This is a genomic window from Gilliamella sp. wkB308 (genome assembly GCF_001690185.1).
Taxonomy (GTDB): domain Bacteria; phylum Pseudomonadota; class Gammaproteobacteria; order Enterobacterales; family Orbaceae; genus Gilliamella; species Gilliamella apicola_I.
Window position 1 is genome coordinate 32,473 of sequence record NZ_LZGN01000045.1, and the last position, 24,778, is coordinate 57,250.

24 protein-coding genes are annotated in these 24,778 nt (G+C 35.6%); 14 read left to right on the top strand and 10 right to left on the bottom strand.

Features of this window, described 5'->3' with window-relative positions; genetic code table 11:
* Genes A9G10_RS12055 through dtd form a run of 3 tightly spaced genes read left to right on the top strand, consistent with a single transcriptional unit; the run spans position 1 to position 1,962 of the window.
* Complete coding sequence (locus tag A9G10_RS12055; RefSeq protein WP_081299205.1) at positions 1-669, top strand: SPOR domain-containing protein; 669 nt, start codon at positions 1-3, stop codon at positions 667-669.
* An 8-nt stretch (positions 670-677) separates the two neighbouring features.
* On the top strand, positions 678-1,520 hold the full coding sequence (locus tag A9G10_RS12060) for a virulence factor BrkB family protein (RefSeq protein WP_065559753.1): 843 nt from the start codon (positions 678-680) through the stop codon (positions 1,518-1,520).
* A 7-nt stretch (positions 1,521-1,527) separates the two neighbouring features.
* Positions 1,528-1,962 (top strand): D-aminoacyl-tRNA deacylase, encoded by a 435-nt coding sequence (gene dtd / locus A9G10_RS12065; RefSeq protein WP_065559754.1) that lies wholly within the window; start codon positions 1,528-1,530, stop codon positions 1,960-1,962.
* 90 nt (positions 1,963-2,052) lie between these two features.
* Here dtd and A9G10_RS12070 read toward each other — a convergent pair whose 3' ends face one another.
* Positions 2,053-3,432, bottom strand: coding sequence for a histidine-type phosphatase (locus A9G10_RS12070; protein WP_065559755.1), 1,380 nt, complete (start codon positions 3,430-3,432; stop codon positions 2,053-2,055).
* A gap of 269 nt (positions 3,433-3,701) precedes the next feature.
* Between A9G10_RS12070 and dauA the strand changes: the two genes are divergently transcribed.
* Both dauA and A9G10_RS12080 read left to right on the top strand, forming a co-directional pair.
* Positions 3,702-5,375, top strand: a complete 1,674-nt coding sequence (dauA, locus tag A9G10_RS12075) for a C4-dicarboxylic acid transporter DauA (RefSeq protein ID WP_065559756.1) — start codon at positions 3,702-3,704, stop codon at positions 5,373-5,375.
* Between the two features lie 187 nt (positions 5,376-5,562).
* Positions 5,563-6,111 (top strand): HdeD family acid-resistance protein, encoded by a 549-nt coding sequence (locus tag A9G10_RS12080; protein WP_065559757.1) that lies wholly within the window; start codon positions 5,563-5,565, stop codon positions 6,109-6,111.
* A 108-nt stretch (positions 6,112-6,219) separates the two neighbouring features.
* On the opposite strand, the gene rsgA is transcribed toward A9G10_RS12080, so the two are convergent.
* Positions 6,220-7,248: a small ribosomal subunit biogenesis GTPase RsgA gene (rsgA, locus tag A9G10_RS12085; RefSeq protein WP_065559758.1), complete on the bottom strand. Its 1,029-nt coding sequence runs from the start codon at positions 7,246-7,248 to the stop codon at positions 6,220-6,222.
* 79 nt (positions 7,249-7,327) lie between these two features.
* Here rsgA and orn point away from each other — a divergent pair, with 79 nt between their 5' ends.
* The 5 genes from orn (at position 7,328) to A9G10_RS12110 (ending at position 13,288) form a co-directional block, all read left to right on the top strand.
* Positions 7,328-7,891, top strand: a complete 564-nt coding sequence (orn, locus tag A9G10_RS12090) for an oligoribonuclease (protein WP_065559759.1) — start codon at positions 7,328-7,330, stop codon at positions 7,889-7,891.
* 5 nt (positions 7,892-7,896) lie between these two features.
* A complete protein-coding gene (gene waaA / locus A9G10_RS12095) occupies positions 7,897-9,168 on the top strand; it encodes a lipid IV(A) 3-deoxy-D-manno-octulosonic acid transferase (protein WP_065559760.1) in 1,272 nt (423 codons plus the stop codon).
* Between the two features lie 9 nt (positions 9,169-9,177).
* A complete protein-coding gene (gene hemH, locus A9G10_RS12100; protein ID WP_065559761.1) occupies positions 9,178-10,143 on the top strand; it encodes a ferrochelatase in 966 nt (321 codons plus the stop codon).
* Between the two features lie 207 nt (positions 10,144-10,350).
* Positions 10,351-11,682, top strand: a complete 1,332-nt coding sequence (locus A9G10_RS12105) for a CoA-disulfide reductase (RefSeq protein WP_065559762.1) — start codon at positions 10,351-10,353, stop codon at positions 11,680-11,682.
* Between the two features lie 184 nt (positions 11,683-11,866).
* Positions 11,867-13,288 carry a cation:dicarboxylate symporter family transporter gene (locus A9G10_RS12110; RefSeq protein WP_065559763.1) on the top strand — a complete coding sequence of 474 codons (1,422 nt, stop codon included), beginning with the start codon at positions 11,867-11,869 and terminating at the stop codon, positions 13,286-13,288.
* A gap of 79 nt (positions 13,289-13,367) precedes the next feature.
* Here the strand turns inward: A9G10_RS12110 and galU are convergent, their stop codons facing one another.
* The 4 genes from galU to A9G10_RS12125 all read right to left on the bottom strand — a co-directional run bounded on the left by galU (position 13,368) and on the right by A9G10_RS12125 (position 17,218).
* Positions 13,368-14,282, bottom strand: coding sequence for a UTP--glucose-1-phosphate uridylyltransferase GalU (galU, locus tag A9G10_RS12115; protein ID WP_065559764.1), 915 nt, complete (start codon positions 14,280-14,282; stop codon positions 13,368-13,370).
* 757 nt (positions 14,283-15,039) lie between these two features.
* The gene (locus A9G10_RS12530) at positions 15,040-15,189 is read right to left on the bottom strand and encodes an entericidin A/B family lipoprotein (protein ID WP_081299206.1); all 150 of its coding nucleotides are present in this window, start codon (positions 15,187-15,189) and stop codon (positions 15,040-15,042) included.
* A 29-nt stretch (positions 15,190-15,218) separates the two neighbouring features.
* The gene (locus A9G10_RS12120; RefSeq protein WP_065559765.1) at positions 15,219-16,412 is read right to left on the bottom strand and encodes an amino acid aminotransferase; all 1,194 of its coding nucleotides are present in this window, start codon (positions 16,410-16,412) and stop codon (positions 15,219-15,221) included.
* A gap of 422 nt (positions 16,413-16,834) precedes the next feature.
* Positions 16,835-17,218 (bottom strand): RidA family protein, encoded by a 384-nt coding sequence (locus A9G10_RS12125; RefSeq protein WP_065559821.1) that lies wholly within the window; start codon positions 17,216-17,218, stop codon positions 16,835-16,837.
* A gap of 185 nt (positions 17,219-17,403) precedes the next feature.
* Between A9G10_RS12125 and ffh the strand changes: the two genes are divergently transcribed.
* The gene (gene ffh, locus A9G10_RS12130; protein ID WP_065559766.1) at positions 17,404-18,771 is read left to right on the top strand and encodes a signal recognition particle protein; all 1,368 of its coding nucleotides are present in this window, start codon (positions 17,404-17,406) and stop codon (positions 18,769-18,771) included.
* Positions 18,772-18,870: 99 nt separating this feature from the next.
* Here the strand turns inward: ffh and A9G10_RS12135 are convergent, their stop codons facing one another.
* Together A9G10_RS12135 and ispB are read right to left on the bottom strand one after the other, a co-directional pair.
* Complete coding sequence (locus A9G10_RS12135; protein WP_065559767.1) at positions 18,871-19,737, bottom strand: EamA family transporter; 867 nt, start codon at positions 19,735-19,737, stop codon at positions 18,871-18,873.
* 167 nt (positions 19,738-19,904) lie between these two features.
* Positions 19,905-20,891 carry an octaprenyl diphosphate synthase gene (ispB, locus tag A9G10_RS12140; RefSeq protein WP_065559768.1) on the bottom strand — a complete coding sequence of 329 codons (987 nt, stop codon included), beginning with the start codon at positions 20,889-20,891 and terminating at the stop codon, positions 19,905-19,907.
* 154 nt (positions 20,892-21,045) lie between these two features.
* Between ispB and A9G10_RS12145 the strand changes: the two genes are divergently transcribed.
* The gene (locus tag A9G10_RS12145; RefSeq protein WP_065559769.1) at positions 21,046-21,885 is read left to right on the top strand and encodes a TonB family protein; all 840 of its coding nucleotides are present in this window, start codon (positions 21,046-21,048) and stop codon (positions 21,883-21,885) included.
* A gap of 102 nt (positions 21,886-21,987) precedes the next feature.
* Here the strand turns inward: A9G10_RS12145 and pepP are convergent, their stop codons facing one another.
* Together pepP and A9G10_RS12155 are read right to left on the bottom strand one after the other, a co-directional pair.
* The gene (gene pepP / locus A9G10_RS12150; protein ID WP_065559770.1) at positions 21,988-23,301 is read right to left on the bottom strand and encodes a Xaa-Pro aminopeptidase; all 1,314 of its coding nucleotides are present in this window, start codon (positions 23,299-23,301) and stop codon (positions 21,988-21,990) included.
* A gap of 29 nt (positions 23,302-23,330) precedes the next feature.
* Positions 23,331-23,873: a UPF0149 family protein gene (locus tag A9G10_RS12155; RefSeq protein ID WP_081299208.1), complete on the bottom strand. Its 543-nt coding sequence runs from the start codon at positions 23,871-23,873 to the stop codon at positions 23,331-23,333.
* A gap of 123 nt (positions 23,874-23,996) precedes the next feature.
* Between A9G10_RS12155 and A9G10_RS12160 the strand changes: the two genes are divergently transcribed.
* Together A9G10_RS12160 and ptsH are read left to right on the top strand one after the other, a co-directional pair.
* Positions 23,997-24,341 (top strand): hypothetical protein, encoded by a 345-nt coding sequence (locus tag A9G10_RS12160; protein ID WP_065559772.1) that lies wholly within the window; start codon positions 23,997-23,999, stop codon positions 24,339-24,341.
* Between the two features lie 141 nt (positions 24,342-24,482).
* Positions 24,483-24,740: a phosphocarrier protein Hpr gene (gene ptsH / locus A9G10_RS12165; RefSeq protein ID WP_065559773.1), complete on the top strand. Its 258-nt coding sequence runs from the start codon at positions 24,483-24,485 to the stop codon at positions 24,738-24,740.
* The last annotated feature ends 38 nt before the right edge of the window (positions 24,741-24,778 follow it).

The following is a 24,778-nucleotide window of genomic DNA, read 5'->3' on the forward strand; positions in this document are numbered from 1 at the left end:
ATGCTAAAAAGTGGTGTAAGCCACTTTTTTTATTTGTATAATAATCAGTTATTCCATATCAATAAAAAAAGAATAAGAGAGTATATTGTGGTTCAGCGTGATTATGTGAGAAGAAAAGGTCGACCGAAAAAAAACAAATCAAGCTTTATGCCAAAATTTATGATATTTATGGCAATTGTTCTTATTGTCTTATTTTCCGCCATTCTCTATTTAATTACCAATAATAAACCTAACAAACCCGTTGAACAACCAAAAGTCAAAACGCCTCCACCTGCCGTTACCTTACCAGAGCAACCTCAGGAACGTTGGACATACCTTAAAGCGCTAGAAACACCCAATGCCAGTTCAAACGCAACATCGAATTCAGTTGCAAGCGAACGGCAACAAATTTTAGATAGTTTTGCGAATAACACCAATACACGATCGAATACCAATCAAACATCATCGACAACAACGAAATGGACATTACAATGTGGTGCTTTTAAGGAAAAAGCCAATGCGGACACCCTAAAAGCTCAACTTGCTATGACAGGTATAAATGGTAATATTTCTTCAGGTCAGTTATATCGCGTTACAGCTGGGCCCTATGCTAGCAAAAGCGAAGCTGATAAAGCGTTGAACTCATTAAAAAATAGTGGGATCAATAATTGTATTCTTTCTAACAAATAGAAAAAACCATGAAAACATTTCAGCAGATAACGTTGTTCTTAAAAATGTTGTGGGTTAAAATTAATCAGGATCAGTTGACCACATCCTCTGCCAGCCTTGCCTATACCACAATACTGGCACTTGTTCCGCTTATCACTGTTATTTTTTCATTATTATCCGCTTTTCCAATGTTTGATGAAATTAGCCTATCGCTAAAACAGCTCATCTACAGTAATCTTGTGCCCACCGCAAGTGATACCATTCAAAATTACTTAGAACAATTTATTACCAATACTAAAAAGATGACGGTAGTGGGTATAGTTGGATTAATCGTTACCTCATTATTGCTTATTAACTCAATTAATAGTGCCCTTAATCATATTTGGAGAACAAAACGCAAACGCTCATTTATGTATAATTTAACTATGTACTGGACCATATTGACTTTGGGCCCTATTTTAGCGGGCTCAAGTGTAGCGGTCAGTTCGTATATATTTTCGTTAAACTGGTTATCAACTGGAGCAACGGGAAATATTATGCTGAGTAGTTTACCGTTTATCATTTCTGTCGTTGGATTTTGGCTACTTTACAGTATTATTCCTACTGAATCCGTTCCTTTTAAAGAGTCATTCATTGGTGCGATTGTTGCAGCGATATTATTTGAAATAGGTAAACGTGCCTTTGCGTTTTATGTAAGTTCATTTCCAACTTATCAATTAATCTATGGCGTAGTATCTTCCATTCCAATCATGCTTGTTTGGATTTACTGTTCTTGGTGTATTGTCTTATTTGGCGCTGAATTTGCAGCAACCTTAACCGAATTTAACCGCCCCAAAAAACGAATATCGGATAACCAAACTCAACCGGAGTAATATTTTTATGATCGCCTTAATCCAACGTGTTAAACAAGCTTCTGTCACAGTTGAAGATCAGATTATTGGAAAAATTAATCATGGCTTGTTGATATTACTCGGTGTTGAGCAAGATGATGATGAACAAAAAGCAATTCGATTATGTGAAAAAGTCCTTGGCTACCGTATTTTCAGTGACAGCGACGGTAAGATGAACCTTAGTGTTAATCAAGCTCAAGGGGAAGTTCTTGTTGTATCCCAATTTACTTTAGTTGCAGATACCCAAAAAGGAATGCGTCCAAGCTTTACCAAAGGTGCTAAACCAGAAGATGCCAAAAGACTGTATCAATTCTTTGTTGAGCAATGCCAAAAGAATATTAAGACGCAAACTGGTCAGTTTGCAGCAGATATGCAAGTATCATTAATTAATGATGGTCCGGTGACCTTCTGGCTTCAGGTTTAGTCATCGGACGAATCATAAGCTTATTCAGGAATAGTTACTACTTCATCTAAGTTCAGAAATACAATCATTTACCATATACTCAATCTAAAATCATTTTAATTTTTTAAGTATATCGATATCGGGTTGATTTTCATTTAAGCCTAATTGATTTAATTTATTGGTATAAAACTGTTTAACATCCTGCCAATGATAATAAGGATATTGTTGGGTGCTAATTGGTAGATGGACTTCTTGTTCATTTAACAAGATTTTAACCAGTATCGGATGGTGTGCTTGTTCGCTTTTATAAAAAATCCATTGTATATTGGCGCCCATAGGAATAATTTTTTCTGCATGCCAGACAGTCGGATAATCAAATAACGTCTTGGCAACTTTTGCTGTACCCTCAATTTCCATTAGCGTTGCTAACGGTGAAAGTGTCTCTGCATGGGCAAAACGCAAATTAGCATCAACATTATTACTGGTAATTGCGTTATCGGCTGTCATTAGCATATCCCTTAATAAAGGTGCAGCAATTTTAATTTGAATACCATTAGCATCAAATGCCGGACCGATTTGTAAATAATTTTTGGCGGTGACAACTGTATTAAACCACGCATTTGCTTGCTCTGAAAAATAATCATCAAAATTAAGTTGATGATTAACTAATACCTCAGTAGGTAATGACTCTAACTCTTGATAGAGTTGATAAACAGCCAGACTAAAATCTTCGGTTTTAATCGAATTATATTCACCAATATCCATTCCAACATTTAATTTTTCAATAAAATTATGGGTAAAAAATTTCATGGCAACTGTTTGACTCAGTTCGATAGTTTTAGGTGAAAATTTAATTTCTTTTAAAGCATTTTTAACCACTTTACTCTGTTTATATTTATCATAAGCAGGCGAATAGTTAAAAAAGCGTAACAACGTTTGTTCATTTTCGGGCTGGGTGGTGACGTGAATATAAGGATACTTTTCTTTAAATGGTTGAACAAAAATTTCAGCCGTTTCTTTAGCTCTAGGCGAAGTAGATGAAATCACCGCAATGTTATGTCCTTTAAAGACAGTTGGATTATTTTTTAACATTCGCTGACTGATGAGACCAATATCTTGACGCCCTAAATCGGTTAACTCTCCATAATGATTATTATTCAACTGTTTAATATACAAAACTTGCTTGAGTAACAATTTTCCACTATCAGTGAGTTGATTATCTTTGTCGGCTAATAATAATGTGTGATAAGCAATTTCTTCATTTTTTGATTTACTAATATAGCGAGAACCATGGCGACCAATGTGATTAATATAAAATGCTTGATAGCCTTTTGGAGTAGGGGTAATGGTTTGTTTAGTATCATAATGATAGGCCGTCTTTGAGCCTGCTAGTTGTGGTAATGCAAAGCAAAATGAAGAGAAAGCCAGTAACATAATTGCACCTATTCCCCTAAAAGAATGAACAAACACGTTTTGATTAATTACTTCCATACATTGCTCCGACTAATCACACCATATCGAGAAAAGCGAATCGGTCTAAGACATTATTTTTAATCGTTTCCAGTATCAAATCAATAGAAAAAAGCACTTTAGAAACAATTTACAAAATCATCTCAAATCAATTCATCTATATTTAAATTGAAAAAGCCGAACGCAATTAAATGACAATATAAATTATTTTGATAACACTCTTTTAATTTTTGTAAAAAAGATTATCTTAGTAAGCATTTCAAAAAACTTCTCTCAGTCGAATAAAAATAATGAAATTATATGGCATAACTGGCACTAAAATTTGTTGCGCTTTTATCGCAGCGTGCATAAAAGATCGTTACACATCAACCCGTTTTTTTAAGGATTTAATTGCTGGTATTACTGTTGGTATTATTGCTATACCATTAGCCATGGCTTTAGCAATAGCGAGTGGTGTTCCACCACAACATGGGCTTTACACCGCAATAATTGCAGGTTTTGTCATTGCATTAACCGGAGGTTCACGCTTCAGCGTGTCAGGCCCAACAGCGGCATTTGTCGTGATTTTATATCCCGTTTCATTGCAATTTGGTTTATCCGGATTACTTGTTGCTACCTTATTATCCGGTGTCTTTCTGATTATCATGGGGGTAATTCGACTTGGTCGGTTAATTGAATATATTCCTTTACCTGTTGTTTTAGGCTTTACCTCTGGCATTGCGATAACTATCGCCACCATGCAAATCAAAGACTTTTTTGGTTTAACACTTGAGCACATGCCGGAAAGCTATATCAGCAAAGTAACCGCTTTAGTGAAAACCTTTCCAACTATTAATCTTGCCGATACTTTAGTAGGGATTGTAACACTGATAGTACTGATTGTGTGGCCAAAACTTCGGATAAAAATATCCGGGCATTTACCGGCATTAATAACGGGTATTTTGGTCATGTTTATTTTGAATCAATTTGGCTATGAAATTGAAACTATCGGTTCTCGATTTACCTATATTTTACCTGATAATAGCATCGGGCATGGTATCCCGTCCGTTTTACCCGAATTTATCTTACCTTGGCAGCACGCTGATTTTAAATGGGATTGGTCAATGTTATCCGCTCTGCTTCCAATTTCGCTTACAATGGCGATGTTATGTGCGATTGAATCATTATTATGTGCCGTTGTATTAGATGAAATGACCCACACAAAACATCATTCAAATAGTGAACTTATCGGACAAGGATTAGGCAATATTATTGCGCCGTTTTTTGGAGGAATTTCAGCAACAGCTGCTATAGCCCGTTCCGCTGCTAATGTCAAAGCTGGCGCAACATCACCTATTGCGGCCGTACTGCATTCGATTGTCGTATTGCTTGCACTTATTTGTTTTGCGCCATTATTGTCCTATATCCCTTTATCAGCAATGGCTGCCTTGTTATTAATTGTGGCATGGAATATGAGCGCTGTGCAAAGAGTGATATACATAATTAAATGCGCACCTAAAGATGATATTTTAATCATGCTTATTTGCATGTCTTTAACCGTATTATTTGATATGGTTATTGCTATAACACTTGGCATAGTCTTAGCTTCAATCCTATTTATGCGTCGTATTGCACACATGACACGATTGGTTGAACTTAATCGAAGCAGTGAAAAAACATTAGTGCTTCGCATTAATGGACCGCTATTTTTTGCCGCCGCTGAACGTACCTTTTCTGAAATCTATCAGAAAATAAATGGCTATGAGCACATCGTATTACAGTGGGATGCGGTGCCTATTCTTGATGCGGGTGGGCTTAATGCATTACGCCATTTTATTGACGAATTGCCAGATCAGGTAGATTTATCTATTTGTGAATTACAATTCCAACCACTGAAAACATTAGCCAGAGCCAAGTTTATACCAATTTCGAATAAATTAATGTTTTATTCAACATTAGATGAAGCACTGAAAGATAAAAATTAAAAGGACAATTAGTTTTATTATATTGATTAATAATTATACGCAATGGAAATAGTACGCATTTTCTTTGCACATTTAGCATTACCACCGTCATGCTTTCTTTTCGCTTGCTTAAAACGTCTGGCAAGTTTGAATTGAAAGAATATGTTGATTACAACCGAAAGTTAACCATATAAAATAGGAATTTAATATGATATCTACTGAAAATAACACTCAAGATCTTAAACAAAAAACAGGCTGGTTTATTTTTATCGGTGTGATTTTAATTATTCTGGGATGCTTAGCATTAGGCTACCAGTTTATAGCAACTGTCTTTTCTGTTTACTTTATCGGTTCATTACTCTTAATTGCAGGTATTGCGCAAATAGTCCATGCCTTTAATATCAAAGGGTTTGGTCAAACAGCCTTATGGGCAGTAATGGGCATCTTATATATCTTCATTGGATTCATGGCGTATTTCCAACCTATTGCCGTTTCTTCTGCATTTACCTTACTGATTTCACTCTTACTGGTTATCAGTGGGTTTACACAAATATTTGCATCATTAAATAACCGAGAAATACCGCGTTGGGGATGGATTTTAGCATCGGGCATTATTACGCTAATTTTAGGTTTAATGATTATTGCCGGCTGGCCATACGATAGCCTTTGGGTATTGGGTATGTTTTTAGGAATTGACCTTATTTTCCAAGGTTGGGCGTATGTCGCTATCGGTTTTGCACTTAAAAAGCGCCAATAGTTAAAATAGCTAATGCGATTGCTCATAATCATGTGTTTTGAGATTATGAGCACTGTTTTCTAACTCATTCAAGCTCACTGTCATTTTCTGAACGTATTGAAAAGCAGGCTATTTATAGCTTTTATTTGTTTTAGCCTTCACATCCTTCATCGATTGTAAAATACGATGATAATTATCAAGTCTCGATGGTGCTATTTTTCCTTCTTTTACCGCTTTTTGTAACAAACACCCTGGTGTATTTAAGTGATTACAATCACGAAATTGACACCCGCCTAAATAATCATCAAATTCTATAAAGCCATGAATAACCTGTTCAGGTTCAAGATGCCATAATCCAAATTCACGAATCCCCGGCGAATCAATGATATCGCCACCATTGGGTAAATGATAAAGCCTTGTAGAGGTTGTGGTATGTTGACCAAGACCCGATAATTCAGAGATATCGCCTGTTAAAGCTGATTGTGCCTGTTCAGGTAATAACAGATTAATAATGCTTGATTTACCTACGCCAGACTGACCAACCAAAATAGACACTTTTCCTTGCAATGCATCTTGCAAAGGAGCCAGACCTTGTTGATTTTGGCAAGAAACAAACAATAACGGATAACCAATTTCCCGATAAATTGATAACTGCTTTTCAATCTCAGTACGCTGTTCAGGAGTAAGTAAATCAATTTTATTTAACACAATTATGGGATGAATATTGGTTGCTTCACACGCCACTAAATAACGATCAATAATGTTCAAGGATAATTCCGGTAAAACTGCCGATATAATGACAATCTGATCAACATTGGCTGCCACAGGTTTGACACCATCATAAAAATCCGGACGCACCAATTCTGAGTGTCGAGGATGCACCGCCTCAATAATACCATTAGTATTGGGTTCCAAGCTCTCTCGCCATATTACTTTATCACCAGTAACCAACGACGGTAATGTACGGCGAATACTGCAACGATAAATTAGTCCAGTATCATCTTCGACGTCAGCAGATTTACCATAACGACTCACAACGACACCTTCACGCGGCAACGAAAAACTCGACAAGTTGTCATCTTGTCTTGTCTCTAATCGTTGCTGATGTTTAGCAGCTACACGCCTTTTTTGATTTTTTGATAATTGATTTTTTGCCACAGTTACGAATTTTTTACTAAACAGTTTGACAGATATGCTACACTACTCGGCATTAAAAAGAAAATTTCCACAGCAAATTATGATCAAACACTCTCAAATTAATAGTAGTAATCTAATTTGGATTGATCTTGAAATGACGGGACTTGATCCAAAAACTGATCGTATTATTGAAATTGCCACCATTGTAACTGATTCTGACCTTAATATTCTTGCAGAAGGTCCGGTTATTGCTGTTCATCAATCGGATGAACAATTAGCGCTCATGGATGAATGGAATCAAAATACTCATGGCAATTCTGGGTTAATCGACCGTGTACGCAAAAGTACTATTTCAGAACAGCAAGCTGAACAACAAACAATCGCATTCTTACAACAATGGGTACCAGAAAACTGCTCACCAATATGTGGTAATACGATTGGTCAAGATCGGCGGTTTTTATTTAACTATATGCCTAAGTTAGAAAAATATTTTCATTATCGTTACTTAGATGTCAGTACCATTAAAGAATTAGCAAAACGTTGGAAACCCGAAATTTTAAAAGGTATTACTAAACAAGGTACCCATCAAGCGCTTGACGATATTCGTGATTCCATTTCAGAACTTGTCTATTATCGTCAGCATTTTTTTAATTTAGATCATTAACGTGCATGCAAATTATCTATACCCTTTTATTATATCTAATTCAGCCTTTTGTTTGGCTAAAACTATTATGGCGCAGTCGTAAAGCGCCAGCCTACCGTCAGCGCTGGTTAGAACGATATGGTTTTTGCAAAAATAAAGTCAAAGCAAATGGTATTTTAGTACATGCCGTATCCGTAGGTGAAACAATAGCGGCGATTCCGCTAATTAAAGCATTACAACAAAAATATCCACAGTTACCAATCACTGTTACCACCATGACACCGACAGGTTCTGAGCGAGTAAAATCGTTATTAAAAGACAGTGTCAGTCATGTTTATCTACCCTATGATCTGCCTGGTGCCATAAAACGATTTTTGAAAACCACAAAGCCCAAAATTGTCATTATTATGGAAACTGAACTTTGGCCTAATTTCATTAGCCAATGTTATAAACAAAAAATTCCTTTAATTATTGCAAATGCCAGATTATCTGAACGATCAGCTGCTCGCTATGGCAAATTAGGCAAAGCTGTCAAACAATTATTTTCAAAAATTAGTATGGTGGCCGCTCAAAATCAGCAAGATGGTGAACGATTTGTTTCACTTGGTTTACCTGCGGATCATTTAGCAATAACTGGCAGCATCAAGTTTGATATTAACTTATCCAATGAACAGCGCCAAAAAATAAACCAGTTAACACAACAATGGCAATTAAAAAGACCTGTGTTAATTGCAGCAAGTACCCATAGTGGCGAAGATGAAATTATTTTAACTGCATTTAAAAAATTACTGCTTAAACATGCCAATTTATTGTTAATTCTGGTTCCACGTCATCCTGAACGTTTTAAAACAGTTGAAAAACTGATTAGTGATAGTGGTTTTAATTATCTAAAGCGTAGCACAAATCAAATACCGACAGCACAAACTCAAATAGTTTTGGGCGATACAATGGGCGAACTACTCGAGCTTTACGCAATGGCAGATATCGCTTTTGTTGGTGGCAGCCTAGTAAAACAGGGTGGACATAATCCTTTAGAGCCTGCACTCCACCATATGGCTATTATTACGGGTGAATATTTTTTTAATTTCCAAGTGATTTGTGAACAGTTAATTGAAGCACAAGGAATGATTGTTTGCACAAACTCAGCGGATGATTTATATTCAACAATAGATCGCCTATTAAATGATAATAGTCGCCGAGTACAACTTGGCGAAAATGCCTATCACGTTTTGATGCAAAATCAAGGTGCACTCAGTAGACTATTAGCAGTTATAAACCATTATCTGAATATCAAATGAGGCTAAGCTGTGGATAAAAAAAACGGTTTATTATTGGTTAATTTAGGTACACCAAGCGCGACAACGCCTGATGCTATAAAACAGTATTTAACAGAGTTTTTGCTTGATAGACATGTTGTTGATCTACCCAGCTTTATTTGGTATCCAATTTTAAAATATATTATTTTACCTAAACGCATCCCCTACATTCTCAAGCATTACCAAAAAATCTGGATAGAGGGTTGCTCACCTTTGTTACATTACAGTAAATTGTTACACGAAAAATTGCAGCAACATTTACCCAATATAAAATGTGAGCTGGCTATGACGTATGGTGAACCGAGTCTTCAAACAGCTTTAAATAACTTAAAATCCTGTAAGAAAATTACGTTGTTACCCCTATTCCCGCAATATTCTACAACCACAACACTTGCCGTTCTGGATAAAATTAAACAATTAAATGAAACCAATATTATAAGAAGTAATATTCACTATATTCGAGACTATGCTGATCACCCAAGTTACATTAATGCACTCTATTTGCAGATAAAACAGGCATTTTTAGAGCAAGGACAACCCGATGTTTTACTCCTTTCTTATCATGGTATGCCTGAGCGATATATTCTTAAACGCCATGATGATTATATTGAGCGATGTGAACTCACCACCTTATTATTAATTGAAAAGTGTTTAGCGAATGGTATCACGCTGCCAATACAAATGGCCTATCAATCAAAATTTGGAAAAGGAAAATGGGTGGAACCAAACACGAGTGACATACTTAAAAATTTAGCTTTAAATGGCGTGACTCGTGTGCATGTGATGTGCCCAGGATTTTCTGCGGATTGTATTGAAACTTGTTATGAAATAGATCAAGAAAATCGGGAAATATTTCTTAATTCAGGGGGAAAACACTTTTATTACATCCCTGCATTAAATGATTCACAACAACATATTAATACTATCATCGATCTCATACATCAGACTGAATCTTAAAAACCGATCCGACTTTTTTTTCGATTAATTTGATTTAAAATAAGATTAAAACTATATTTGCAAGTGAAATCTTAAATTTAACACATCATTGTACATTTATTACAATTAAAATGGACAATTATGAATACTTATCGATATGCTTTGTTATTTTAACTTGAACAATAAGCAGATAAGTAGTCAAAATAGGCGCACAAAGGAGAATAATAGATGAAAATAATCATTATTGGAGCTCAAGCAGCTGGGGCGAGTGCTGCAGCTAAAGCCAAAAGAATAAATCCCAATGCAACAATTCGTATCTATGAAAAATCGGATATTGTTTCATTCGGTGCGTGTGGCTTACCTTATTATATTGGCAATCATTTTACTGATGCTAATGAAATGATATCCCGAACACCTGAACAATTTCAAAAAGATGGTATTGAGATAAAAACACGACATGAAGTGATATCTGTTGATGTTAAACAAAAAAAATTACTTATTAAAGATTTAAATAACGGTGAAAACATTGAAGATAACTATGACAAATTGCTATTTGCTGTAGGCGCAAGTCCTATTATTCCAAATCTGGCTAATGATCAGCTGGACAATATTTTTACGTTACGCAATCTTTATGATGGATTAGCAATCAAAGAAGCACTGTCAAAACCGGAATGCAAAAATATTATTGTTGTTGGAGCTGGTTATATTGGATTGGAAATAGCCGAATCACTGGTTGCATTAAAAAAGAAAGTAAAATTAATTCAATTAGATAATCGAGTATTAGTCGACGCATTTGATGAGCAACTTACAGACATTATTCAAGAAAATATTAAGCAACATTGTGACTTACATCTACAAGAAAGTGTCCAAGGCTTTGTTGGTCAAGATAAAGTGACGCAGGTTGTTACAAATAAAGGACAATATCCTGCCGATCTGGTCATTATCGCTACCGGCGTTAGACCAAATAGTCAAATCTACAAAAACATTGGCATCAATACCCTAAATAATGGTGCTATTATTACCGATGATTTAGGTAGAACAAATATCACTGATATTTATGCCGCTGGAGATTGTGCCACGCTCTTCCATAAAGTCAGCCAAACTAAGGTCTATATTCCATTAGCAACTGGCGCAAACAAATTGGGGAAAATTGTAGGTGAAAACATTGCAGGTGGCAATTGTCAATTTCCTGGTACGTTAGGCACATCAGCACTCCGAATATTTAATATCGAAGCAGGACGAACAGGAATAACTGAAAATGAAGCCATTAAATTAGGTATACCTTATAAAACGGTTTTAGTGAACGATAAAAACCATAGTAATTATGTCGAAGGTCAATCACCCGTTACGGCTAAACTTATTTATCATGCTGAAACACGCAAGATTTTGGGGGGACAACTAGTCGGCGGCAGTGGTTCAGCATTGAGAATAAATGTATTAGCAACAGCAATATGGTCACAAATGAAGATTGACGAACTGACAATGTTAGATTTTCTGTATGCACCACCTTTTTCACGGCCTTGGGATATTTTAAATATTGCAGGTTCCATTGCCAAATAGAGATGATGAAAAGAGTGTTTACTAATCACTCAAAAATAGTCAATAAAAAATTAAATTTGTTAATCAACGGCTTTAGTATCAACACAGACACTTAAAGCACTTAACAAATTGATTAATAGATAAAATTAAAACATTATTGATGATTATTTAATTATATTTACCCTAAAAAGGGCGAGGATCGATTATGTCAGATGCCATTTTTCACGGGATTTTTTTTGAAAAGTTCCTATCCATTACTCATTACCAAACATTAATTGGTCTTGGGCTATTACTCATCTGTTTTTTTGTCATAATGAAACCATTACAAGACAAAAAAATTAATTTTTCAGTACGCATGTTAGTTGGCTTGATACTAGGTGCGGTTCTTGGTCTGGGAATCCAATGGTCGGCAGGTTTTCCTAAAAGTTCAACGGTTTGGATGCAAGAGATTGCAACATGGTATGGTCTTTTTGGGCGTGCCTTTATTGCCTTTATACGTATGCTAGTGATTCCACTGGTATTTGTCTCAATTGTTAAAGTTATTATTGATTTTTCGGGAAAAAAGAATTTGCCTCAAATTGCATTCCGTGGAATTTTTTGGTTACTTTTCACAACGGCAATCGCTTGTATAGTCGGCATTGTATTAGCTAACGTGTTTGAACTTGGTGAAATAAGTTCACAATCAGTACATCAAGCTCAAGCTAAACACTATACCAATATTATTGATACCTTTGTTAATCTGATTCCTAGCAATATTATCGGTGCCATGGCAAAAGAAAATATTGTAGGATTAGTTATCTTTTCAGCATTAATGGGGCTTGCTGCCAATAGAATGGAAAAGAAAAACCCTCAACCGATCGCCTTGTTTAAAACATTTATTGAAGCGTTATATAAAATTGTTATGTCAATTGCAATGACCATTATTAAATATATGCCGTATGCCGTCATTGCCTTACTTGCCCGTACAATCATATCAAATGGTATTCCTGCAATTATTGAAGTATCAAGTTTTGTTGCAGCGGTTTATATTGCAACTCTCATTATGCTTGTCGTACATGTACTAATTGTCTTAATTCATGGTATTTCACCAGTAATGTTTATCAAAAAAGCATTAGGAACATGGTTATTAGCTTTCACAAGCCGCTCGTCAGTGGGCACCTTACCGATGACTATTTCAACATTAACCGTCAGAATGGGCGTCAACACCGGTACAGCAAACTTAGTTGGCTCGCTGGGTAGCACCATGGGTATGAATGGTTGTGCTGGATTTTTTCCTGCGTTATTAGCGGTAATGGTCGCCCATATGGTTGGAATAGATACCAATATTCAATTTTACATTATGCTTGTAATAGTCGTTGTCATTGGTTCAATAGGAATCGCAGGTATTCCAGGGACAGCAACCGTAGCTGCGACAGTGGTTTTATCTGGAATGGGAATGGTCGAATACTTCCCATTAATTGGTATGGTACTCGCTGTCGATCCAATTATTGATATGGCTCGAACGTTAGCTAATGTTTCAGGTGCGATGACCGCAGCGGTTGCCACTGATCGTGAAGTAGGATTGATGAATATGAATGTCTTTAACGATCCGAATGTCACTTTGGATAATGACAATGCAGAAGCTTAAGCAACAATAATATAAATTCAATGATAAAAAGGACGCGATTAAGCGTCCTTTTTTAGGTTAATAAAACAATACAAACCAATTAAAGTGATTTCAACCAATCTGAAACATCTTTACCTAATGTTTTGTGACGCATGGCATATTGAACAAACGTTTGTATATAACCAAGTTTATTGCCACAATCATGACTTTGTCCTTTAATACAGTACGCATCGACAGGCTCTTCTTCAAGCAACATTGCAATGCCATCAGTTAATTGAATTTCACCGCCAGCACCTAATGGCGTTTTAGCAAGTAATGGCCAAATTTTCTCAGATAATACATAACGCCCAACGACAGACTGATTTGATGGCGCATCCTCAACCGATGGTTTTTCAACCACACTATACATCTGTTCCACATTCCCTGCGGAAAGTTCTTCACCACGGCAATCGACAATACCATATGAAGACACTAATTCCTTAGGCACAGGTTCAACCATAATTTGACTATGTTTAGTTTCGTGATAATTATGAATCATAGCAGCTAAATTATCACAAGTTAGATCGCTTTCATATTCATCAATAATCACATCCGGTAATACTACTGCAAAAGGTTCATCACCCACTAAAGGATAGGCACATAAAACAGCGTGACCAAGCCCTTTAGCTAAACCTTGACGAACACTTGTTATCGTTACATGTTTAGGAAGTATACTTTGTACTTCTTGCAACAATTGACGCTTCACCCGTGCTTCTAACATGGCTTCTAATTCAAAGCTGGTATCGAAATGGTTTTCAATTGAATTTTTGGATGAATGCGTAACAAAAATGATTTCGGTAATACCTGCTGCAATACATTCATTAACCACATATTGAATAAGTGGTTTATCCACAACAGGTAACATTTCTTTAGGAATTGCTTTAGTTGCAGGTAACATGCGCGTTCCTAGACCAGCAACAGGGATAACCGCTTTTTTTACTTTACCCTTAAGGGAATTTTCAAAATTAAATGACATAATCATTCCTCAAAAAATTTAACGGCTAATACTATCATAATTTGCTTCCGTTGGACGACCATTAATAAATGGGATTTTTAACTCTCACAGACTTTAACATAGAAAGTATCAAAATAAGTATATGAATAAATGCTCTCTACATCTTTTTTCGATCAAACTGGTCTAAAAAATTGAACCAATAAATTTTGGTATAGACCATGATCGCCAACGATAAAAATAGTATTGATAATCTGTAAAAAACGAATGCGTTAACAAATTTATATTGTTTTATAAAATAAGTAAGTTAGATAGATGTTTATAACAATTAACAACCAATTCCCAATTAGTTTAGATAAGAACAACTTATCAATATATAAAATATAATGATTTGAATTACTATAAACAAATTCTTCCTAAAAACAGTGAAAACATCATATGTAATCAATCATAAAGTTAATAACCAACAAAAAATAAGTTAAAAAATACCAATGGTGACTACAATGCTCCATTCTAATCCTGACAATTTTTTTGTATTAGTATTAGCTTGTCCCAATTTAATAAATTATAAAAAATCATTTTATGTAAATATTCATTTCAAACAGAGAAAAACTAAGATATGAAGTAATATGAATTAATATATATTATTAAATATCTAACTCTTACTTGATTAAAAGCACAGCTCGTCAAGTTGACGAACTGTGCTTTTATAAGAAAAATAGATTTATTTTAGAAGTAAATGTAAATGATAAATTATGTATATTTCGACTCACTGCTCCATTTATAATCTATCGCTCACTTCATCAGCCGTATGGGTAATTGCTTTACCACCAGATTGAACATCTTTACCTACACCACTTACCGTATTACAACCCACGACAAATGTTGCCATAACTAACCCCAGCATTAACATTAACATTTTTCGGAACATATTAAATACTCCTCTAATTAATTACATGGTTATTTTAATGTAGCAAACGCTTCTGCTACTCGATGAATATTATGGTGATTTAAACCCGCCACACACATCCGTCCACTGCCCACCAAATAAACAGCAAAGTTATTTTTTAAATGTGTGACTTGTTCTTGAGAAAATCCAGTATAACTAAACATACCTCGCTGTTTGATCAGATAATCAAAATTGTTTTCGGGTACTAATTTATTCAGTAATTCAACAAGCTTTATTCGCATTGAGATAATACGTTCACGCATTGCAGTAACTTCATTAATCCATTGGGCTTTGAGTTCAACATTATTCAAAACATGACTAACAATATGAGCACCATAGGCTGCAGGACTTGAATAATTTCGACGTACAGTTGCTTGAAGTTGACCAAGTACACGATGAGCAACTTCGCTGTTATCACATAAAACGGATAAACCACCCACTCTTTCACCATATAACGAAAATGTTTTTGAAAAAGAGTTACACACAAAACCACATATCCCTAACTCTGCCACTCGTCTAATTGCATATGCATCATCTTCGATACTCTTACCAAATCCCTGATAAGCAATATCCATAAAGGGGATAAGATCGCGTGTTTTTAATATATCTATAACCTGATCCCACTGTGCATGGGTTAAATCGGCACCGGTTGGATTATGACAACAAGGGTGTAGCAAAACAATACTTTTAGCCGGTAATTGATGTAATGTCTCAAGCATTGCATCAAACTTAACACCGCAAGTTTGTGAATCAAAATACGGATATTTATTTACCTTAAATCCGGCACCATGAAAAATATCTATATGATTTTCCCATGTTGGATCACTGACCCAAACTTCTGATTTTGGAAAATAACGAAATAAAAAATCAGCGCCTATTTTTAATGCGCCTGAACCGCCTAAAGTCTGTATGGTTGCAATGCGTTTATCTTTAAGAGCGCTGTGTGCTTCACCAAATAATAAACATTGAATAGCTCGACAATAATCAGGTAATCCACTCATCGGTAAATAAAGTGATGCAGTTTTATCGTTTCGATAGATAAAATCCCGTGCAGCTTTTACACATGCTAATTGAGGTACAACACTGTTTTCATCATAATAATAACCGATACTTAAATTTGTTTTATTCATTCGGTTATCCTGAATAAACTCAGCAACTAATGATAAAATAGGATCCCCTGCATACGACTCAACTTTTTCAAACATATTTGCAACCTAATTACACGGCAATTAACGATAAATAATTGTAGATTATTGCATCAACTCAATCGGCAATCAATCATTAAATAGAAGTTTACACGTTCTGGGTATTATTAATTATTTACTTGAATGATAAATGTCAACAAAGATAAATATGGCAAGGCTTAAATGATAAAATTTTTTTAGATATTGCTGATCATAAAAGATGTTTGTCCCCCTAAACGAGTATACTAACTACCTTATAGGATTATCTAAACAAAGCGAAAATGAAGAGCAAAAATTCATGTAATAAAAAGTAGTCACCAAGTGACTACACCAATTCGATTTGACGCAATAGGCATAAATCCAAAATCTTTAAGTGTAAAAGATGTATTGCGTTTAATTTAAAAGCATAAACTTTTTAAATAACTCATTGCTAAAACATGCGTTTATTTTACCGCAATGACTTCAATTTCAACCTTAGCATCTTTGGGTATTCTGGCAACTTGTACGCAAGAACGAGCAGGAAACCCAGCATGATGTTCTGTAAAAAAGGCTTCATAAATTGCATTAACAGCCGCAAAATCATTCATATCAGCTAAAAAAATGGTGGTTTTAACGATATCACTAACTTGATAACCCGCCGCCGTGATAATAGCTTTTACATTTGCTAAACTTTGTTTAGCTTGTTCTTTAACACAATCTGACATTTTACCGGTAACTGGATCTAACGGTATTTGTCCTGATGCAAATAACATATTGCCCAAATCAACGCCTTGTACATAAGGTCCTATTGCAGCGGGTGCGTTATCTGTATTAATGATTTTTTTCATATCAATATCTCCTTTAATCATCTGCCCTTGCTAAAAAAATAAAGGGAGAATGTTATGCATAGTTAATTTTCAACATTTGAACAGGAACACTATTTAGTGTCAAGTAAGAACAAAATTATGATCATGGGACTTCTTAAGATTTTCTGTTATGATAATCACAATTTTTTTGTTTATTGAGAGTTAACATGTTTGAGAATTTAACCGACCGTTTATCGCAGACATTCCGTAATATCAGTGGTCGAGGACGACTGTCTGAAGATAATATTAAAGAAGCACTACGTGATGTACGTATGGCATTACTTGAAGCCGACGTAGCACTTCCTGTTGTACGTGAATTTATTAATCAAGTAAAAGAAAAAGCCGTTGGTCTGGACGTTTCTAAAAGCTTAACACCGGGTCAAGAATTTATCAAAATAGTTCAGGCTGAACTTACATCGGCTATGGGTGAAGTTAATAGCACCCTAAATCTGGCAACACAGCCCCCAGCTGTTATTTTAATGGCTGGCTTGCAAGGGGCAGGTAAAACCACCAGCGTCGCTAAATTAGCTAAATTTTTAAAAGAAAAGCAAAAAAAGAAAGTGCTGGTTGTGTCTGCTGACGTCTATCGACCTGCTGCAATTAAACAGTTAGAAACACTTGCAAAAGCTATTGATGTTGAGTTTTTCCCATCGGATATTCATGAAAAACCAGTGAATATTGTTAATAAAGCCATTTCTCACGCTAAACTTCAGTTCTTCGATGTGTTAATTGTCGATACAGCGGGACGCTTACATATTGATAGCAACATGATGGATGAAATCAAAGAACTACATCAGGCTATCAATCCAATCGAAACGTTATTTGTTGTTGATGCAATGACAGGGCAAGATGCCGCCAATACAGCAAAAGCCTTCAATGATGCCTTGCCACTTACCGGTGTGATTTTAACCAAGGTGGATGGTGATGCCCGTGGTGGTGCGGCATTATCAATTCGTCATATTACGGGTAAACCGATTAAATTCTTAGGAATGGGAGAAAAAACAGATGCTTTAGAGCCATTCTTCCCAGATCGTATTGCTTCACGAATTTTAGGTATGGGAGATGTCATTTCCTTAATCGAAGAATTGCAACAAAATGTTGATCGTGAAAAAGCAGAAAAAATTGCCAAGAAGTTAAAAAAAGGTGACAAGTTCGATTTTAACGATTTCCAAGATCAACTTAGACAGATGCGCAATATGGGTGGAATGGGAGCAATGTTGGCAAAACTTCCTGGTGCAGGGCAGCTACCTGAACACATTAAAGCGCAAATGGACGATAAAATCACCATTAAAATGGAAGCGATTATTAGTTCAATGACGTTAAAAGAAAGAGCCAATCCTGAAATCATCAAAGGATCTCGAAAACGTCGAATTGCAAATGGTTCAGGTACTCAAGTACAAGACGTCAACAAACTACTTAAACAGTTTGAAGATATGCAAAAAATGATGAAGAAAATGAAGGGCGGCGGCATGATGAAAATGATGCGCCAAATGAAAGGACTTATGGGCGGCGGAATGGGCTTCCCCCACCGCTAATAAGCTGATATCAACTCGCTTGTTATACTTTAAACAAGGTATAACAAGCGATATTTACACGAGCATTGCGCATTAATCTGTGTAATACTGGTGAAAATGTTAGGGATTAACCGATTTAATTTTAGTTGGTCGGCTCATTGTCAATACTGTACCGATTGATGAAACAATAATAAATGTAATGGCTAACCATTGATAACGCGTTAATTGCTCTTGCAAAACAATGAAGCCAGACAGAGCAGCAAAAACCGGCGACAAACTCATTAATGTACTAAATGTTTGAGCGGGTAATCTTGGCAACGCTATCATATCTAATCCATAAGGAATGGCCGACGCCAATAATGAAACCACAAACACTAAAGGAAGATGTTCCAAAGAAAACATAGCACTCCCACTATCCCACACACCGATAGGAAATACAAATAAAGACGCTATTAAAGACCCTATCGCAACACTTGATGAACCATATAATGCCCCAGCTTTACGCCCAAAGACAATATAACATGCCCAACCTGAACCGGCTAATAATGCCATTAAAATGCCAATGGGATCTAAATCCCCAGAAGCTTGATGAATAGGTAAAAGTATTGCAAGCCCGATAACCGCAACGCCTAACCAAATAAAATCAACTAACCGACGCGAATAACACATTGCGACAACTATCGGTCCAGTAAGTTCTATTGCAACGGTAATACCAAGCGGAATTCTGGCGATAGCACTATAAAAAGCCAAATTCATGCAACCGGTTGCTAAGCCATATAAAAATACATACTTAAAAGCTTGTTTAGTAATGGGTTTACGCCATGGTTTAAAAATAATGATAAGCATCAAGGATGAAAAAGTTAATCGCCAAGCAGTCATCCCTTCAGGGCCTATGAACGGAAAAAGATATTTGGCCATAGATGCACTTGATTGTAACGAAATCATAGAAATAAAAATAATAAAGACCGGCCAAGATCGTTTAAACATACCTAATTACCTTGTTAATATAATCAGAAAAAATTGCTCGTCATTTCACAACATACGATGAAAACTAAAAAATCAATTTTTGATCATTGCTAATGATGATTTAATATAAAATGTCCATATAAGTACGAGTATGAATATTTTCAATTCATACTTCGATTTAACTCCTGTCAATTTTCTCTTTTTACTGAGAGCAATGCGAGATCTTGCAATGCTTTTTTATAGGGAGAGTCTGGCAGGATAGCAATCACATCAAAAGCTTTTTGGGCTTCTTGCTGTGCTATTTGTAAAGTATATTCAAGTGAACCACACTCATTCATGATCTGCAAAATACGATCCAATAAATGTCGCCCATTCCCTTGCTCGATAGCTTGACGAATCAACTTAGCTTCCTCAGCATTTTGACAATGACGCATCGCATGTAATAAAGGTAAAGTTGGTTTGCCTTCATTAAGATCATCACCTAAATTCTTGCCTAAGGTTTGGTTACTATCAGCACTATAATCTAATAAATCATCAATAATTTGGAAGGCCGTACCTAAATATTTTCCATATTCTTGTAAGGCAAATTCTTGCTCTGCATTCGCACCGGCTAACACCGCTGCCGAATGCGAAGTTGCTTCAAATAAACGAGCGGTTTTACGATAAATGACCTCTAAATATTGTTCATTAGTAATATCGGGATCATTACAATTGATTAATTGTTGCACTTCACCTTCAGCAATCACATTTGTTGCTGCCGACATAATAGTTAACACTTTGAAAGATTCAGTGCGTACCATCATTTGGAATGAACGCGTATAAATATAATCGCCAACTAAAACACTGGCTGCATTACCAAATAATGCATTAGCGGTTGACTTTCCACGCCTGAGATCCGACTCATCAACGACATCATCATGTAATAATGTAGCAGTATGAATAAATTCAATGAACGCAGCGGCAACGATATGCTTGTCACCTTGATAATTGAGCGCTTTGGCAACTAACAACGCAATAATAGGACGAATACGCTTACCACCACTACTAATAATATAATTACCTAATTGATTAATAAGCACAACGTCCGAGCTAAGCTCCGCCTGAATTGCCTCGTTTACTTTAACTAAGTCATCTTTTACAAGATCGAGTATTTGACTCATTGAAGGATTATTCATCACCCAAACCACTAAAAAAATAAATATTTAATTGCTATTATCTGACAAATATTGCCAAGCAACAAGGTATTGGATTAGCATATTTTAAAAAAGACTACAAATGATAAGCATTTTCATTTAGAATGATTACCTTAAGTTAAACATGATAATTGTTATGAAAATCGATTTTGATATAGACATTAGCAACGAAAAAGCGCCTCAATCGCCAACACATATCAAACCCAAGAGTGTTTATTTATTCACGTCACTTTCGATTGTGTCACATCTATTTTTACTAGCGTTGTTGTTCAGTCCTATGATTTTTGCCAAAAATATCATCGTTGATGAAGGTGACAACTCAATTAAAGCGATCATGATTGACATATCGCAAATGGCAGCACCTGAACAATCATTAGTTGAAAATTCGCCAGATATCAAAGGTGTAAAAGAAAGTGACATTATCGATAACAAACCAATACCAGAACCGATAGTTGAGCCAGTTATCGAAACCCAAATGACTAATGAAGAAAAGCCGGAACCTATTACTGAAAAAAAACCGGAAGTCATTCCCGAAAATGACGTTATCATCGAGCAAAAACCGAAACCGAAGCCAAAACCCAAGCCAAGAACGGATTCGAAACCGATTCAAAAAGAGTCTCGTCAACAAGTCAGACAAGAAGTGATCACGGATAACTTTGCCAAAACAGCCGTCGCATCTTCCATTTCTGATAGCCGTCAACATTCGGGTAATCCTTCGCCAATTAGTCGTAATCAGCCAGAATATCCCCGTCGGGCACTTGATATGCGCATAGAAGGCTATGTCGTTGTACTTTTTGATGTCAATAGTAATGGGCGGGTCGAAAATATTCGAATTATCGAAACCAAACCGAACAATATTTTTAATCGTTCCGTTATCACAGCGATGAAAACGTGGAAATACGAAGGTAAAAAAGCAAAAGATTTAAAAATAAAAATAATCTTTAATCGTGATAAATCAATCAGATTAGATAATTAATCGGCTGAATAGTTTCTTAAAATAATAAAAGACGATTTTATTATTTATAATCAAAACAAAAGCAATAATCACAGTTAGAAGATTATTGCTTTCGCGATAAGATTATTGATCCAATAACATCAATTTTTCGATTTGTTCTGGTTCTTTTGGCACATCACTGGTCAATACTTCATTACCTGATGTTGTGATTAAAATATTATCTTCAATACGAATACCAATACCTTTATAACACTCCGGCACATCTGCATCTTGATTGATGTAAAGCCCTGGCTCAACAGTCAACACCATACCCGGCTCTAAAATACGATCCCTTCCACTACCGACATCATGTACATCAATACCGAGCCAATGCCCTAAACCATGCATATAAAATGCGGTATAAGCTTTATCAGCAATGAGCGAATCGACATCCCCTTGCATAATGCCTAATTTAACTAAGCCCGTCACCATTGTTTTCACAACATGGTTATTTGCTTCCATAATCGATGTTCCAGGTTTTAACAGATCAATTGCTTGATATTGAGCTGCTAAAACAATGTCATAAATATCCCGCTGTGCTTGGCTAAATTGACCATTGATAGGAAAAGTCCGTGTTATATCTCCTGCATAATATTGATATTCGCAGCCAGCATCGATTAACACCAAATCACCCTCGTTTAAAAGCGCACTGTTATTTTCATAATGTAAAATACAACCATTGTTACCGGCTCCTACAATCGTATTGTAGGAAGGAAAACGAGCACCATGCCAAGCAAATTCATGTAAAATTTCTGCCTCTAATTGATATTCATACATCGAAGGTTTACATTTACGCATAGCTCGACAGTGGGCTTGGGCACTAATTTTGCACGCTTGACGTAAGATGTCTATTTCAAAATTAGATTTAAACATCCGCATTTCATGCACAATAGGACGCCAATCAATCACACTACTGGGTGCTGAAAGCTTAAATCTTGCACCCTGTTTTAAAATCGTAAGGGCTTTTTTGACAATCGTGTCAGCATAATCATATTGCAGATCAGCATGATAAATTGCCTGTTTACCATTCAACAACTCTGGCAAAATAGTATCAATTTTATCAAAAGGATGCGCTTCATCAACGCCAAGGGTTTCTAACGCAGCTTGCTGCCCTAAGCGGTATCCTATCCATGTTTCAGCCAGAGGGTCTTTTTTACGATTAAACAGCACATATCGAGTATGATTATCTTGTTGTTTAATCATCACTAATACGGCTTCAGGTTCATCAAAACAGGTGAAATACCAAAAATCACTATTTTGCCGATAAGGATAATGCGTGTCATTACTTCTAACGACTTCGGGTGAAGCAAAAAACAGTGCGACGCTGTTAGGTTGCATTTGCGAAAGAAGTTTTTCTCGACGAGAAAAAAGCTCTTTTTTGGTATCGATATTTAGCATAGTGATAACCTTTTAAAAACAAGTTAATATTAATGAATGGTTGGTATGATATCAGCCTCATTAAATTCATCAAAACAGAGAATCGAAGTCATGCGAACATACTCTTTGATCTCCTCAAATGCAAAGCCTAACTCTTGCTGATCTTCGTTTTCATCGTAACCTAGCTTCACAATTTGCCTTAAATCATAAATTGCTTCACCCACATCGCCTTTAATATGATTTAATTTTGGTTGAACCAATCCAATCCCTAATAAAAAATGGTTAACCCAACCGACTAAATCATCAATTTGAGAAAAAAGATCATGTTCGTTAAGTAACAATTGGAATTCAAAATCATCATCCAAAAATTGTTGCTTGGTAATACAATAAAGCTCAACCATTTTCTTATTTAAAGATTCTGGTATTTTTTGCCCATTATTAAGCATATCTTCAACTAAAGGGCGCCAACTTTCATCATGATTGCCTCCGGCTAAAATACCGGAAATAAAACCATGTAATTCAGCAGCAGTAATACCCATTTTATTTAAGTTTAATTCATGATTAAGTTCATCATAATTTACAGTTTTGGTCATTAATGTCACCCTGATTTTGTCATATCAATAAAAAGCACTCTGCACTTTCATTAATTATTAGTATATAATCCACAGCTAGCTATAAATAATAAACAGGTTACTGGGCTTTATAAAGGAATTATTTTGAATATTGTAAGATTTGTGGTGAAACTTCCCCTTCTCATTTTAGCTTTTGTTGTATCATTAACTGCTTGTAGTTCATGGTTCTCAAACAAAGGTATCATTATTCTCGATGTACAAAATAAAAATCAAACTTTTGTAACAAGCCAAGGCTTGCCCCACTACTATAAACTAGGTAATGGCGAACACGAGCTTCAACAATTTGAAACATTTTGCAGTAAAGAAATAAAAGAGTCACAACTCGATGGTAGTGAAGAAATTGTTTTTGAAAATATAAAGCGTGGTATACATGGAGAAGTAGAATTTAAAAAATGTAGTGATAGAATCACTCGAATTTACCGTTATTGATAAATATGGATATACAACTATATTTTGATTTGAATAAGATTAACTAAATTTCCAAAGATCGATTAAATGTTACTAGCCATTAAGGCGGTTTTTATTTATATTGGTCGCGTAAATGAAATTTTTTTTAGGAGTAGAATTATTATGTATAAACAAGATGTAACCATTACCGCACCAAATGGCCTCCATACCCGCCCTGCTGCACAATTTGTAAAAGAAGCAAAAAACTTTAATGCTGAAATTACCGTCACATCAAATGGTAAAAGTGCTAGTGCTAAAAGTCTATTCAAACTACAAACACTTGGTCTAACACAAGGTACCACCATCACCATTTCAGCAGAAGGCGAAGATGAAAAAGAAGCGGTAAATCATCTAGTTAAATTGATTCCTGAATTGGAATAATTAGATCCAAAATGCGATAAAGAACAGATTTAAAATTG